We start from the raw sequence: 14,199 nt of genomic DNA, 5'->3' as shown, positions 1-14,199 counted from the left end.
CAGATGGCAAAACTGGTACGTACAGAAGAAGAGGTCATGCTGGCCGATGCCGCGCGCGGTTTCCTGGATCAGGCCGCCCCGGTGGCGCATCTGCGCGGGCTGCGGGATGCGGGACAGACGCAGGACCGGGCGCTCTGGTCGGGAATGGCCGCGATGGGCTGGGCCGGGGTACTGGTCCCCGAAGAGGCCGGGGGCAGCGACATGGGCCACGCCGCCGCCTGCGCGCTGGCCGGCGAGATGGGCAAGACGCTGGTCGCCTCGCCGTTTCTGTCCACGGCGGTGATCGCTGCCACCGCGCTGCGGCAAGTGTCGGATGCCCGCGCGGTACAGGCGCTGGCTCGGATCGCCAGCGGCGAGGTCACCTATGCGCTGGCCATCGACGAGGGCGCCAAGTTCGACCCCGAGGCCACGCAGATGCAGGCGCGGGCCGAGGGCAACGGGTTCCGCCTGAACGGCGAAAAGCGGTTTGTGGTGGACGGGGCCAATGCAGACCGGCTGCTGGTGCTGGCACGAACCGATGCGGGGCTGACCCTGTTCGACCTGCCCGCTGACCGCGACGGCATCACCCGCGAGGGGCAGGCGATGATCGACAGCCGTGACGCGGCGCGGATCACCTTTGCCGATGTGATCGCTACGGGTGAGGATGTGCTGGGCCAGGTTGATGACGCGATGACCGTTCTGGCCCCCGCGCTGCGCGCCGGTCAGGCGGCGCTGGCGGCCGAGATGGCCGGGCTGGCCGCAGGCGCCTTTGGCATGACCGTCGAATATCTCAAGGAACGCAAGCAGTTCGGGGTGCCAATTGGTGCGTTTCAGGCGCTGCAACACCGCGCCGCGCATCTCTGGTGCGAATGCGAGGTGACCGCCTCGGCGATCCTGAACGCGGGCCGGATGCTGGACGAAGACCCCGAGAATGCCGCGCTGGCCGTGTCGCTGGCCAAGGCACGCGCCACCGACACCGCACAGCGCGCAGTGCAGGAGGGGGTGCAGATGCATGGTGGCATCGGCATGACCGACGCATTCGATATGGGCTTCTACATGAAACGCGCGCGCGTCGGGGCCGAATGGCTGGGCGATTACGGATATCACGCAAACATCGTTGCGCAAGCGCGCGGATTTTAAGGATTTATCATGACACCTGAGACATTGTTTTCCCTGCATGACAAGACCGCGCTGGTCACCGGCGGCGCCACCGGCATCGGGCGCATGGCAGCCGAGGCGCTGGTGCGGGCAGGCGCGCGCGTGCTGATCGCCTCGCGCAAGGGCGATGCCTGTGAAGCGGTCGCTGCCGAGCTGAACGCGCTGGGTGCCCCGGGCACGGCCGAGGGGTTCGCGGGCGACGTGGGCAGCAAGGAGGGTATCGACGCGCTGGTTGCGGAGGTAAAGAGTCGCACCGAAACCCTTGATATCCTGATGAACAACTCTGGTGTCACCTGGGGTGCGCCTATGGGTCAGTTTCCGCATGAGGCTTGGGAAAAGGTGATGTCCGTCAATGTGGCCGGCGTCTTTGATCTGACCCAGAAGCTGTTGCCGATGCTGATGCAAAGCGGCTCGGTCGATGATCCGGCGCGGGTCGTCAATGTGGGCTCGGTCATGGGCGAGGTGCCGATGGGCGATGGCGCCTACAGCTATGCGGCGTCGAAGGCGGCGGTGATCCATCTGACCAAGATCATGGCCAAGGAATTGTCGCCCTATGCCGTCACCGTCAACGCCTTGGCGCCGGGGCCCTTCGTGTCGCGGATGACGGCCTTTGCCACCGCTGACGAGGAGAAACGCGCCAAGGTCGGCAGCGACGTGCCGCTGCGCCGGGTGGGTCGGGACGAGGATATCGCCGGGTGCATGCTGTTCCTTTGCGGGCGCGGCGGCGCCTATGTCACCGGGGCGGTGATCCCGGTCTCGGGCGGAATCAACGTGATGTCCGGCCGCAACATCTTTGAAAAGGCGCTGTAAGGGGGCGGGGATGGACATTCGTTTCGACGGACGGGTGGCGATTGTCACCGGATCGGGCGCGGGTCTAGGACGCGCCCATGCGCTGGGACTGGCCGCGCGCGGCGCCAGGGTGGTGATCAACGATCTGGGGGCCGCGACCGATGGCACCGGTGCCTCGTCCGACGCCGCGCAGGCGGTGGTCGAGGAGATTCGCGCCATGGGCGGCGACGCCATCGCGCACGGGGCCGATGTGGCGGACGAGGCGCAGGTGGCTGACATGGTTGCCCAGACCATGTCCCAATGGGGCCGCGTCGATATCGTGGTCAACAACGCCGGCATCCTGCGCGACAAGAGCTTTGCCAAGATGAGCATGGGCGATTTCCGCAAGGTGATCGACGTGCATCTGATCGGCAGCGCCAATGTGGCCCATGCCTGTTGGCCGATCATGCGCGAACAGGGCTATGGCCGGGTGGTCTTCACCTCCTCCGCCTCGGGGCTTTACGGCAATTTCGGGCAGGCCAACTATGGTGCGGCCAAGGCCGCCATGATGGGCCTGATGAACGTGCTGCATCTCGAAGGCGCGCGCGACAATATCCGCGTCAACTGTCTGGCGCCGACCGCCGCGACCCGGATGACCGAGGCGCTGATCCCCGAACAGGCGCTGGCGCTGCTGGCGCCCGAAACGATCACGCCGGGCCTTCTGTATCTGGTGAGCGAGGACGCGCCCTCGCGCGTGATCCTTTGCGCCGGGGCGGGCTGTTACGCGCAGACCCGCATTTTCGAGACCGAAGGCATCCTGTTGGAAGGCAGCGCCAACACGCCCGAGGAGATCGCCGCCCGCTTTGCATCGGTGCAGGATGAGGAGGGCAAGCGCGAATTTACCGACGCGTTCAGCCAGACCCGCAAATACGCCCGCAAGGCCGCCGAGGCGCGTGGCATCGACCTGCCCTGGGGAGCATGAGAGAGTGAAAGACATGACCTGGACCCGTGACGAAAGCCATCTGCCGCCTGCTCTGCGCGGCCTGCGCATTCCGCTGATCGGCTCGCCGCTTTTCATCATCTCGGTGCCCGATCTGGTGATCGCGCAATGCAAGGCAGGGATCGTGGGGGCGTTCCCGGCACTCAACGCGCGCGAGGGCGAGGGCGAGCCACCGCTGCTCGAGGCCTGGCTGAAACGCATCACCGAGGAACTGGACCGCCACAACCAGGACAACCCCGACCACCCGGCGGCGCCTTTTGCGGTAAACCAGATCGTGCACCGCTCGAACGGGCGGCTGGAGCGGGATCTGGAGATCTGTAGCCGTTGGAACGTGCCGATCTGGATCACCTCGCTGGGTGCCCGGGTCGAGGTGAACGAGGCCGCGCATAGCTGTGGCGGCGTGGTGCTGCATGACGTGATCAACAACACCTTCGCCAAGAAAGCCATCGAAAAGGGCGCCGACGGGCTGATCGCCGTGGCCGCAGGCGCCGGGGGGCACGCCGGGCAGCAATCGCCACTGGCACTGATCCGTGAAATCCGGTCGTGGTTCGACGGGCCGCTGGCCCTGTCGGGCGCCATCGCCTGTGGCGAAAGCCTGCTGGCCGCCCGCGCCATGGGGGCCGATTTCGGCTATATGGGTTCGCCCTTCATCGCCACGAATGAGGCCAATGCGCAGCCCGAATACAAGCAGATGATCGTCGACAGCACCGCCGAGGATATCGTCTATTCCTCGCTCTTTACCGGGGTACACGGCAACTACCTTAAGAAATCGGTGGAACGCGCCGGGATGGATCCCGACAACCTGCCTTCGGCCGATGCCAGTTCAATGAATTTCAGCCAGGGCTCCTCCAAGCCCAAGGCTTGGAAAGAGATCTGGGGCTCGGGGCAGGGCGTGGGCGATGTGCACCAGATCGTGCCGGTGGGTGATCTGGTGGACCGGATCGACCGCGAGTATCGCGCGGCGGGCGCGCGGCTGGCCGCCGAATTCACCGGTTGAGCCATGGCGGAACTGATCGTCATCCGCCATGCGCAGGCCTCGTTCGGGTCGGACAACTATGACCGGCTGAGCGAGTTGGGTCATCGGCAGTCGGAACTGGTGGGTGCTGCGTTGCGCGAGATGGGCTGGGTGCCCGACCGGCTGGTCACTGGCACACTGGCGCGGCAGAAGGAGACCCTGCGCAGCATGGGGTTCACGGACGCGCCCGAGGAACACGCGGGCTGGAACGAGTACGATTTCCACGACCTGTTGCGGGTGAAGTTCGGCGGCACCATTCCCGATCCGGTGCAGCATGACCGCAAGACGCATTTCCGCACCCTGCGGGATGTTTTGCGCGAATGGCAGGGTGGCGGGGTTGCGGGCGCGCGCGAAAGCTGGACCCAGTTCACCGCCCGGATCGAGGCCGCGCGCCAGCAGGCCACCCGCGAGGGGGCCGAACGGGTGCTGGTGATCAGCTCGGGCGGGGCCATCGGGCAACTGACCGCCGCCGCGCTGAGCGCGCCGCCCGAGCAGATGATCGCGCTGAACCTGCAAGTTAAGAACACCGCCATATCGCGGTTCATCTTTACCCCGCGCGCCTTCTTTTTGCATGAATTCAACGCAACCCCGCATTTTGCCCAACCGGCCCATGCGGATATGCTGAGCTATAGTTGAGGGACAGGATATGAGCGACACGACCCAAAGCCTCGACCTGAGCGCGGTTGATGCCTATCTGCGCGACCATCTGCCGGGCTATGCCGGGCCGCTGGAGGCGCGGAAATTCGATGTTGGCCAATCGAACCCGACCTTTCTGCTGAAAACACCCGCGCAGAATTATGTGCTGCGGCGCAAGCCACCCGGAGTCTTGCTCAAATCCGCCCATGCGGTGGATCGTGAATTCCGGGTGCAAAGCGCGCTGGCGGGCACGGATGTGCCGGTGCCGCGCATGTACCTGCTGTGCGAGGATGACACGGTGATCGGCTCGGCCTTTTACGTGATGGAGCATCTGGACGGGCGCAATTTCTACGAACCGACGATGGAGGGCGAGACCAACGCCACCCGCACCGCCGTCATCGACGAGATGAACCGGGTGCTGGCGGCGCTGCATTCGGTCGATATCGACGCGGTGGGCCTGTCCGATTACGGCCCGCCGGGCAATTACTTCGAACGCCAGCTCTCACGCTGGACCAAGCAATACCGGGCCTCGGAAACCGACACTATTGCCGATATGGACGCGCTGATCGAGGCTCTGGGGCAGGAGATGCCCGAGGATGACGGCCAGCGCACGCTGGTGCATGGCGATTACCGGATCGACAACATGATGTTCGAAAAGGGCGGTACCCGCTGTCTGGGCGTGCTGGATTGGGAGCTGTCTACGATCGGCCACCCCTATGCCGATCTGGCTGCCGTGATCATGCAATGGCAGATGCCGCCGGGCAAGGAGGGGCGCGGGCTGGCCGGTGTCGACCGTGCCGCGCTGGGCCTACCCACCGATGCCGAGTTCATCGCCGCTTACTGCGCGCGGCGCGGGATCGGCGGGATCGACCGGTTCGGCTTCTACCTTGCCTTCAACTTCTTCCGGATGGCGGCGATCATCCAGGGCGTCTATAAACGCGCGCTCGATGGCAATGCGTCAAATCCCGAACGCGCCCGTCGGCTGGGTCAGTATGTGGGCGTATTCGCGCAAAACGGGCTGAGGGCGCTGCGCGGGTGAGCGGGCAGGGCGGCGATATGGACGGGCTGGCCGAGGGCAAGGATCGCAACTTTGTCACCGCGCTGGCGCGGGGGCTGGATGTGTTGCGCAGCTTTCGCCCCGGCGAGGTGCTACTGACCAATACCGACCTGTCCGAGCGGACCGGCCTGCCCAAACCCACCGTCTCGCGCCTGACCCATACTCTGTGCCAGCTGGGCTATCTGGTGCAGGACCGCCAAAGCGGCGCCTATCGGTTGGGCGTGGGCGTGTTGCAACTGGGCATGGGCGTGCTGGCGGGCATGGATATCTGCGACCGCGCCGCCGAAGTGTTGCGCAGCCTGCGCGCAGGTGCCAACCCCTATATTACCGCCGCATTGGGAGAGGCGCACAGAGCCGAAGCGGTCTATGTCGCGGTCTCGCGCTCGCGCGAGAATGTCTCGCTCAGCATGCATGTCGGCTCCCGCCTGCCGCTGTTCCGCTCCGCAATGGGGCGCGCCATTCTGGCGGGTATGACCGAGGAAGATCGGAGCGCGGCAATTCAGGCGGGTGCACGGGATACGGGTCAACAGATCGCAGCGCTGGAGGCTGAAGCCCGCAACGCGGTCGAACAGTACCGTGCGCGTGGCTATTGCTCCGGCTATGGCGACTGGCGCGCCGATGTGAATGCCATCGCTGTGCCGGTGGTCTCGCTGGGCGGTAGCCGGGTGCACGGCCTCAACGTGGGCGGCCCCAGCTTTCATATCACGGTCGAGGAACTGGAAAACACCTATGCACCGCTGCTGATCGCGGCAGGAAAGGCTCTGAGCCTTACCCCTGGCTAGCCTTTTCCAACTCGAACTCCAGATCCGGCAGCGAGTCCTTGCCAAAAAACAGCTCGTCCTTCAGCAGCATGGAGGGCGCACCGAACACGCCGCGTTCCACTGCCCTTGCCGTTGCATCGACCAGTGCCTGCTTGACCTCGGGCGTCTCGACCGCCTCCAGCGTGCGCCGCACAGGCAGGCCGCTCTCTCGCAGCACCTCTTCGAAGACATGTCGTTCGGAAAGGTTCTGGCCATGCACCCACATCGCATTAAACATGGCATCCATATAGCTGTTTTCCCAATCTTTTCCGCGCGCAAAAATCGCTCCACGCATGGGCAGGAGCGTATTGACCGGGAAATGCGGGTTCATGTGGAACACAAGGCCGTGGCGCCGCACGAAGCGTTGCAGCTCCAGTGCCTGATAAGTCAGCTTGTGACGGACGCGCGAAAACGCCTCCATCGGGGATTGGTTATTCGTCGCCTTGAAAACTCCGCCCAACAACACCGGAGACGGGCGCACAACAGCCCCATTGCGTGCAGCCAGCGCGGGCAAGACCCGATGCACGAGATAGGCATTTGGGCTGCCGAAATCATAAACGAACTCAATCTCTTGCATTACCATCTTTCTCCAAAGGGCCGCAGGTCCAACTCAAAACTCCAGGCATCCCGTGTCTGCTGGTGCAGCATCCAATAAGCCTCGGCCACCGAATCCGGCGACATCAGCGTGTCTGGTGGCAGTGTATCAGGATCGCGGCCCGCCTGCTGCATCCGTTCCCGGACAAAGGCGGTATCGACGCCCGCGTCGATGACCAGATGCGCGACATGGATGTTCTGAGGCCCAAGCTCCTTGGCCATGCTCTGCGCCAGCGCGCGCAGCCCGGCCTTGCCAGCAGCAAAGGCCGCAAACCCCGGATTGCCGCGCATCGAGGCACTGGCGCCGGTGAAAAAGATGCTGCCACGACCGCGCGGAGCCATATGACGCGCCGCTTCTCTTCCGGTCAGGAACCCGGCAAAACAGGCCATTTCCCAGACTTTGCGGAAAACCCGCGCGGTGGTGTCCCGGATGGGAAAGCGGACATTGCCACCGACATTGAAGATCACGACCTCGATCGGCCCGACTTCGCTCTCGACCCGGGCGAAGAGATCAACAACACTGTCCTCGTCCCGCGCGTCCATGGCATAGCCATGCGCCAGGCCGCCTTCGGACTGGATATCCTCGACCAGCGGGAGCAGCTTGTCACCGTTTCGACGCCCGAGGCAGACCGTGAAACCGCCCCGCGCAAACCGGCGCGCGATGGCGGCACCGATATAGTCACCAGCACCGACGATCAGCGCGACCGGCGCGCTCACAGCGCGTTCGCTTTTTGCAGCGCAGGCCGGGCCAGCAGCCGGTCGGCATAGGGTTGCAGGTTGGGTTTATCGGCGAAATCGCCCCCCAACCGGGCAGAGGTGATCACCGCATGCCCGGTCATGATATCGGCACCCGAAAACGCGCCCGCCAGATACTCTCTTTCCTCCATGTGCCTATCTACCGCGGCGAGCATCTGATTGAGAAGTTTCACGGCCCGCTTCACATTCACCTCGTTGCGCCGATCCGGTGGCAACAGAACCGTTTCCACCACGATCGTGTTGATCGGAGGCATCAGCATGCCTTCGCAAAAATGCAGCCATTGCAGGTAGTTGGGGAATTCGGCTGAACCAGTTTCGGGGCACAGACGACCCTGGCCGTGTCGGGCCAGCACATATTCGACAATCGCCCCGGATTCGTGAAGGGTCACATCGCCATCGACAAGCACCGGCACGCGACCCAATGGATGTACCTGACGATACTCGGGGCTGCGCATGGTCGGATCGCCCAGCATGAACCTTTCCAGGTCATAGGTGATCCCCAACTCCTCGAGCAGCCAGGCAATGCGTACCGCGCGCGTGTCCGGAGCGAAATAGAGCTTCATGTTTGACCCTCATCAGTGACCCTGGATCAGGCTAGGGACCGCCCAAGCAAAGTGTCAACATCTCCGGTTGTGACGTTACGCATCTTGTGTTGCGGAAGCCGGGTTTGCTACTCGACGTCCGGGGCTCAGCCCGACTAGGCTGCGCAAGCGATGGAGGACAATGTGAGCGAAGTTCTTGTGACGATGCATCAGGGTGGGCTGGCGGAACTGGTGCTGAACCGGGCGCCGGTGAACGCGCTGAGCGCGCCGTTCCTGACCGAGTTTGCCGCGACCATCGCAAAACTGGAACAGAACCAGACGGTGCGGGCCATCGTCCTGACCAGCCCGTTCAAGGTTCTGTCCGCGGGCCTCGACCTCAAGGAGGCGCAGCATTTCGACATTCCGCAGCAGCACGCCATCGTGAGGGGGCTGAACGAAGGGTTCCTGGCGCTCTTTGCCTGTCCAAAACCCACGGTCTGCGCCGTCAACGGCGCCGCCATCGCGGGTGGGCTGTTCTTTGTGCTGGGCAGCGATCTGCGCGTTGTATCGCCCAAGGCGCGGCTTGGACTGGCCGAGGTGCGGGTGGGCGCCGATTTCCCGGTTGGCCCCATGGAGATTGCCCGCGCGACCCTGTCGCCCGACATGCTTCGTCGGCTGATGCTGACGGGGCAGCCCATCGACGCGCAAACCGCGCATGCGGCCGGTATCGCCGACGTGCTGGACGATGACGTCCATACGCGCGCCCTGGCCGAGGCACGGGCACTGGCTCAGATCCCGCCAGTTACCTATGCCAAGGTCAAACAACAGGTCCGAGGCGCGACCATCGCGCTGATCGGGAATGAGATCGCGGCGGGCGGCAACGCGCCAGACGGTGGTTGGTTCAACTCGGAAACGCGGGCTGCGATGCGGGCGATGATCGGGTGATGCGTATTCCTACGTACTTTTCTCGGGCGCGGGCGCGGGGGACACTCCGGCCGAGGCGCAGCCAGAGGAGACCATTCAGATGACCGGCCCGATTTCACGCAAACTCGACACAACGCGGCTTGGGCGCATCGGCGAATGGATGCAGCGCTATGTCGATCAACGCAAGTATGCCGGCAGTTCCGTTCTGATCAGCCAGTCGGGCGAAGAGGTGTATTTTCACGCCGCAGGTCTGCGCAGCGTCGAGAACAGCCTGCCGTTCCAGCGTGACACGATTGCGCGGATCTATTCAATGACCAAGCCAGTCACGTCGCTTGCGGTAATGATGCTGGCGGAACGGGGGTTGTTTCACCTCGACGCACCCGTGTCCCAGTTCATCCCGTCCTTCTCTGACATGCGGGCGTTGGTGCCCGGCGCCGAGCGGATCGACCAGACAGAACCAGCGGCAACACCAACGTTGCACCAGCTGCTGACCCATACGTCGGGGCTCAGCTATCCGTTCAACCCCGGCGTGCTGGCCCGCGCGATGGAGGAACAGGACCTCCTCTTCAAACCCGATCAGGGGTCGCTGGCGGATATGTGCGACCAGGTCGCGGCGCTGCCCTTGGCCTTTCAGCCCGGAACCCGCTGGGAATACTCGGTGGCCATCGACATTCTGGGTCGCGTGGTCGAAGTAGTCTCGGGCCGGTCACTGGCGGAGTTCTTTGCACAGGAGATATTTGCCCCCCTTGGGATGACGGAAACCGGATTTTCGGTACCGATCGGAGCAGGGGACCGGTTCGCATCGCTCTACACACCGCTTGCCGGTGATGCCATGGCGCTGAATGCGGCCAAGGCAGGGGGCGAGACCCTGCGGCTGGTCGATCAGGCCGGGCAATCGCCCTTTGAGGCAGCAACGATGTATTCCGGGGGCGGCGGATTGGTGAGCACCATCGACGACTACCGTCGGTTTGCAGAGATATTGCGCCGCGGGGGCGAGGTGGATGGCCAGCGCCTTGTCGGGCCTGCGACGCTGGACTTCATGATGCGCAACCATCTGCCGGGCGATATCGCCGCGATGGGACCGCAGAGCTTCGCCGAACAGCCGATGGAAGGCATGGGTTTTGGCCTGGGCGGCGCCGTTGTGCTGGATCCGGGCCGCGCACGAACCCCCGGATCCGTCGGCGATTTCAGCTGGGGCGGCATGGCATCGACCTTCTTCTGGCTCGACCGGGTGCATGATATCACGGTTATCTTCTTCACACAGCTTTCACCATCGAGTTCCTATCCCTCACGATCCGAGCTCAAGGCGTTGATCCATGGAGCACTGATCTGATGTCCGACCCCAGGCCCATCCTCTGGACACCCACGAAAGACCGCGCCGAGCAAAGTCGTATGGCCGCGTTTCAGAAATGGCTGAAGTCGGAAAAGAGCCTGGAATTCAAGGATTACAATGCGCTCTGGATTTGGAGCATAAGCGATCTCGATGGGTTCTGGACCGCGATCCGGGACTATTTCGATCTGCCGTTTTCCGGTGGAACCGGCGTGGTTCTGGCGGACCGAAGGATGCCAGGCGCCGAGTGGTTTCCCGGGGTGCGGACCAATTTCGCCCGCCAGATGCTGCGCAGCGCCGAAACCCGGCCGGACGAGGTGGCGCTGATTGTTCAATCAGAAACCTTTGGGCGCTGCGAATTGACCTGGGCCGAGCTGGCGCATCGCGTCGCCAGCGTGGCAACCCATCTGCGCGCCATGGGCGTGGGGCAGGGCGACCGGGTGGTCGCCGTCCTGCCCAACACCGAAACCGCTACCATCGCCTTTCTCGCCTGTGCCAGCATCGGTGCGATCTGGTCCCTTTGCGCCCCGGACATGGGACATGTGGCCATCCTGGACCGGTTCCGCCAGATCGAACCCAAGGTGCTGATCGCGCAGGATGGATACGTGCATGCGGGCAAGCTGGTCGACCGGCGTGCCGCGTTGGACACCATCCGCGCGGGCCTCGACACGCTGGAACACACGGTGCTGATCCCGGTGGCGGGTGGACTGGACGGCGATGTGACGGCCTGGTCCAACTTGACGGATACAGAGGCTGAGCTGAGCTTTGCCGATCTGCCCTTCGATCATCCGCTGTGGATCGTCTATTCCTCGGGCACGACCGGCAACCCCAAGTCCATCGTCCACGGGCATGGCGGCATCCTTCTGGAAGGTGCCAAGCAGTCGCTGCATCAGGATCTGAAGGCGGGCGACCGGTTCTCCTGGCTGACATCGTCAGGCTGGATCATGTGGAACGTGCAATTCGTGGCGTTGGGGCAGGGTGCGACCGTGTTGCTGTTCGATGGCGCCGCCAATCATCCTGACATGCTCGAAGTCTGGCGTTGTGTTGCACGGGAACGGCTCACAAACTTCGGCTTTGGCGCGGCCTTTGTGACCCTCTGCGTCAAGGCTGGCATTAGCCCGCGCGACGAGTTGGACCTGAGCGCGCTCAAGGCGCTTGGCACTACCGGGTCGCCGCTGACGGCCGATGGGTACGAATGGGTCTATGACGCCATCGACCCGGACATCTGGCTGGCGCCGATCTCGGGCGGGACCGACCTCTGCGGCGCTTTCGTGGGGGGCAACCCGATGTTGCCGGTGCGCGCGGGCGAGATGCAATGCCGTTATCTGGGCAATGCTGTTCGCAGCTTTGACCCGGAAGGCAATGAAATCATTGGTGAAGTCGGAGAGTTGGTCTGTACCGAACCGCTTCCCTCGATGCCACTCTATTTCTGGGGCGATACTGACGGCAGTCGGTTGTTTGAGAGTTATTTCGACACTTATCCCGGTATCTGGCGGCATGGCGACTGGATCGAGATCACTCCCGAAGGCGGATCGGTGATCTACGGCCGGTCCGACGCCACCATCAACCGCAAGGGGCTGCGGCTGGGCTCTTCCGAGATCTACCGCGCGGTCGAAGCTCTGCCTGAGATATTTGACAGTCTCGTGGTAGATCTGGAATTCCTTGGCCGCGACAGTTTCATGCCGCTCTTTGTCGTTCCGGTGCCGGGCGTAGAATTGGACGACGACCTGAAAGCTAAGATCAACACCGCCATCCGCGAGGCGGTCTCGCCCCGTTTCATCCCGAATGAGATCATAGAAATCAAGGAAGTGCCGCGCACCCTGTCGGGAAAGAAACTGGAAGTCCCTGTCAAAAAACTGCTATTGGGCGGTGATGCCGCCAAGGTGGTCAACCGGGACTCGATGGCAAACCCGGAAAGCTTCGAGTTTTTCATCACTTATGCGGCACAGCGAACGTAAAGATACGAGATCCCCATGACAGACGCCGAACGCCAGTTGCTGGACTTGCTCGATATCGAGCGTCTGGAAACCGATTTGTTTCGGGGGACAGGGTCGGGGGGTGAAACACCCACGCGCATCTACGGCGGACAGGTGATCGCCCAGGCGCTGGCCGCAGCCTACAGGACGGTGGAGGACAGGCTGTGCCACTCACTACACGCTTACTTCATCCGCCCCGGAGATCCAAGTATTCCCGTTATCTATCAAGTGGATAGAGCGCGGGATGGAGGGTCGTTCACCACCCGGCGCGTGGTGGCGATTCAGCATGGGCGGCAAATCCTGAACCTGTCCGCCTCGTTTCATGCCGGTGACGACGGCTGGGATCACCAGCACCCTATGCCCGGGATTGACGGCCCGGCTGCGCATCCCACACGCCAGACCCTGCAAGAGCGCTTCATCGACCGCATCCCCGAGAAGCACAGGGCCGAGTTCACCCGGCCAAGGCCCATCGAAATCCGCGAGGTCGAGCCGCGCGACATGTTCGAGCCGATCCCGACAGACGACCGCCATTACTTGTGGTTCCGGATGGGCGCCGCCGCCGGAGCCGATCCGGCAACCCAGCATCTGCTCCTGGCCTATGCCTCGGACATGGGGCTGTTGGGCTCCGGCCTGCGCCCGCACGGGCTCAGCTGGTACACCCGCCAGGTCAATGGCGCGAGCCTGGATCATGCGATGTGGTTTCACGCGCCGATCCGGTTCGAGAACTGGCATCTCTACGCGATGGACAGCCCCTGGACCGGCGCGGGCCGCAGCTTCAACCGAGGCAAAATCTATGCCGAGGATGGCACCCTGGTGGCAAGCGTCGCCCAGGAGGGCCTGATGCGACGCTTGCGACCCCGGGATTAGAGCTTGCCGCCGAACTGCCGGTTCAGCTTGCGCATTCCACCCAGCCACCGGTCGTAATCAGCTGTTTTCATTCGGATATAGTCCAAAACCTGTGGATGCGGCAGCACCAGGAATCGCTGGTCGCGGATGGCCTCCACACAGGCCTGCGCCACATCCGAAGGCTCCAGCATGCCATCCAGCGCGGCTACTGACTCCTCATGCCCGCGTGTCATTTCGGATCGCACGGCCTGCGGGCACAGGACCGAGACGCCGATGCCCTGATCGCCATAGGTCATCGCCAGCCATTCTGCCAATCCGATCGAGGCATGTTTGGTCACGCCATAGGGCGCGGCGCCGACCTGGTTAAGCAGACCCGCAGCCGAGGCCGTGTTGAGCAGGTAACCACCACCGCGCGCAATCATGCGCGGCACCACATGGCGCGCGGCCCAGACCTGTGACATGACGTTGATGTCCCAGATCCGCTGCCATTCCTCGTTGGGCGTCTCGATGCCGCCGATCGTCAGGATACCCGCATTGGAGCAGAAGAGGTCGATCGGTCCGACCTCGCGTTCAACCATGTCGACCAGCCGGGAAATATCATCTTCCTTGCTGACATCGCAGGCAAAGGCGACCCCGCCGATCTCATCGGCAACTTGCTGCGCGCCAGCCAGATTTCTGTCGGCACAGACGACAGATTTTGCGCCTTCGGCGGCGAAACGCACTGCAAGACCACGTCCGATGCCACTGGCGGCACCTGTCACGACGACAATCCGGTCTTTCAACTCCATATCAGATCCTTACGATGCCAGATGTTCACTGCAATCGTATGAATTCCTTGG

General features: G+C 63.5%; 15 protein-coding genes. 11 read left to right on the top strand and 4 right to left on the bottom strand.

Translation table 11 applies throughout. From position 1 onward, the window contains the following. Positions 1-3: 3 nt before the first annotated feature. The 7 genes from OE747_RS16780 to OE747_RS16750 are packed head-to-tail and all read left to right on the top strand — an operon-like array spanning position 4 to position 6,395. Complete coding sequence (locus OE747_RS16780; protein WP_263829705.1) at positions 4-1,119, top strand: acyl-CoA dehydrogenase family protein; 1,116 nt, start codon at positions 4-6, stop codon at positions 1,117-1,119. Between the two features lie 9 nt (positions 1,120-1,128). Further along, a complete protein-coding gene (locus OE747_RS16775) occupies positions 1,129-1,947 on the top strand; it encodes an SDR family NAD(P)-dependent oxidoreductase (RefSeq protein WP_263829704.1) in 819 nt (272 codons plus the stop codon). A 10-nt stretch (positions 1,948-1,957) separates the two neighbouring features. Then, entirely contained in the window at positions 1,958-2,887 is a 930-nt protein-coding gene (locus OE747_RS16770; RefSeq protein WP_263829703.1) for an SDR family NAD(P)-dependent oxidoreductase, read from the top strand. Positions 2,888-2,900: 13 nt separating this feature from the next. Beyond that, complete coding sequence (locus OE747_RS16765) at positions 2,901-3,902, top strand: NAD(P)H-dependent flavin oxidoreductase (RefSeq protein ID WP_263829702.1); 1,002 nt, start codon at positions 2,901-2,903, stop codon at positions 3,900-3,902. Positions 3,903-3,905: 3 nt separating this feature from the next. Beyond that, positions 3,906-4,556: a histidine phosphatase family protein gene (locus OE747_RS16760; protein ID WP_263829701.1), complete on the top strand. Its 651-nt coding sequence runs from the start codon at positions 3,906-3,908 to the stop codon at positions 4,554-4,556. 10 nt (positions 4,557-4,566) lie between these two features. Next, a complete protein-coding gene (locus OE747_RS16755; RefSeq protein ID WP_263829700.1) occupies positions 4,567-5,595 on the top strand; it encodes a phosphotransferase in 1,029 nt (342 codons plus the stop codon). Between the two features lie 17 nt (positions 5,596-5,612). Next, a complete protein-coding gene (locus OE747_RS16750) occupies positions 5,613-6,395 on the top strand; it encodes an IclR family transcriptional regulator (protein WP_263829727.1) in 783 nt (260 codons plus the stop codon). Here the strand turns inward: OE747_RS16750 and OE747_RS16745 are convergent. From OE747_RS16745 to OE747_RS16735, 3 genes are read right to left on the bottom strand one after another with little or no spacing between them, the layout of a single operon-like run. Further along, entirely contained in the window at positions 6,382-6,996 is a 615-nt protein-coding gene (locus tag OE747_RS16745; protein WP_263829699.1) for a 2-hydroxychromene-2-carboxylate isomerase, read from the bottom strand. The two genes, OE747_RS16750 and OE747_RS16745, sit on opposite strands and share 14 nt — an antisense overlap. Then, positions 6,990-7,724, bottom strand: a complete 735-nt coding sequence (locus tag OE747_RS16740; RefSeq protein WP_263829698.1) for an SDR family NAD(P)-dependent oxidoreductase — start codon at positions 7,722-7,724, stop codon at positions 6,990-6,992. Before OE747_RS16740 ends, OE747_RS16745 begins: the two co-directional genes overlap by 7 nt. Continuing rightward, complete coding sequence (locus tag OE747_RS16735) at positions 7,721-8,326, bottom strand: glutathione S-transferase family protein (RefSeq protein ID WP_263829697.1); 606 nt, start codon at positions 8,324-8,326, stop codon at positions 7,721-7,723. Before OE747_RS16735 ends, OE747_RS16740 begins: the two co-directional genes overlap by 4 nt. 162 nt (positions 8,327-8,488) lie before the next feature. Between OE747_RS16735 and OE747_RS16730 the strand changes: the two genes are divergently transcribed. The 4 genes from OE747_RS16730 (at position 8,489) to OE747_RS16715 (ending at position 13,381) form a co-directional block, all read left to right on the top strand. After that, complete coding sequence (locus tag OE747_RS16730) at positions 8,489-9,229, top strand: enoyl-CoA hydratase/isomerase family protein (RefSeq protein ID WP_263829696.1); 741 nt, start codon at positions 8,489-8,491, stop codon at positions 9,227-9,229. 79 nt (positions 9,230-9,308) lie between these two features. Then, positions 9,309-10,541, top strand: coding sequence for a serine hydrolase domain-containing protein (locus tag OE747_RS16725; protein ID WP_263829695.1), 1,233 nt, complete (start codon positions 9,309-9,311; stop codon positions 10,539-10,541). Further along, positions 10,541-12,496, top strand: a complete 1,956-nt coding sequence (locus tag OE747_RS16720; protein ID WP_263829694.1) for an acetoacetate--CoA ligase — start codon at positions 10,541-10,543, stop codon at positions 12,494-12,496. Before OE747_RS16725 ends, OE747_RS16720 begins: the two co-directional genes overlap by 1 nt. 15 nt (positions 12,497-12,511) lie before the next feature. Continuing rightward, on the top strand, positions 12,512-13,381 hold the full coding sequence (locus OE747_RS16715) for an acyl-CoA thioesterase (RefSeq protein WP_263829693.1): 870 nt from the start codon (positions 12,512-12,514) through the stop codon (positions 13,379-13,381). Here OE747_RS16715 and OE747_RS16710 read toward each other — a convergent pair. Further along, positions 13,378-14,148, bottom strand: a complete 771-nt coding sequence (locus OE747_RS16710; protein ID WP_263829692.1) for an SDR family oxidoreductase — start codon at positions 14,146-14,148, stop codon at positions 13,378-13,380. The genes OE747_RS16715 and OE747_RS16710 overlap by 4 nt on opposite strands. Between the last annotated feature and the right edge of the window lie 51 nt (positions 14,149-14,199).

It is taken from the genome of Ruegeria aquimaris (assembly GCF_025751555.1).
GTDB lineage: Bacteria > Pseudomonadota > Alphaproteobacteria > Rhodobacterales > Rhodobacteraceae > Ruegeria_B > Ruegeria_B aquimaris.
Note: the sequence above shows the minus strand (reverse complement) of the source record. Positions and strands in the feature narration are given on the sequence as shown.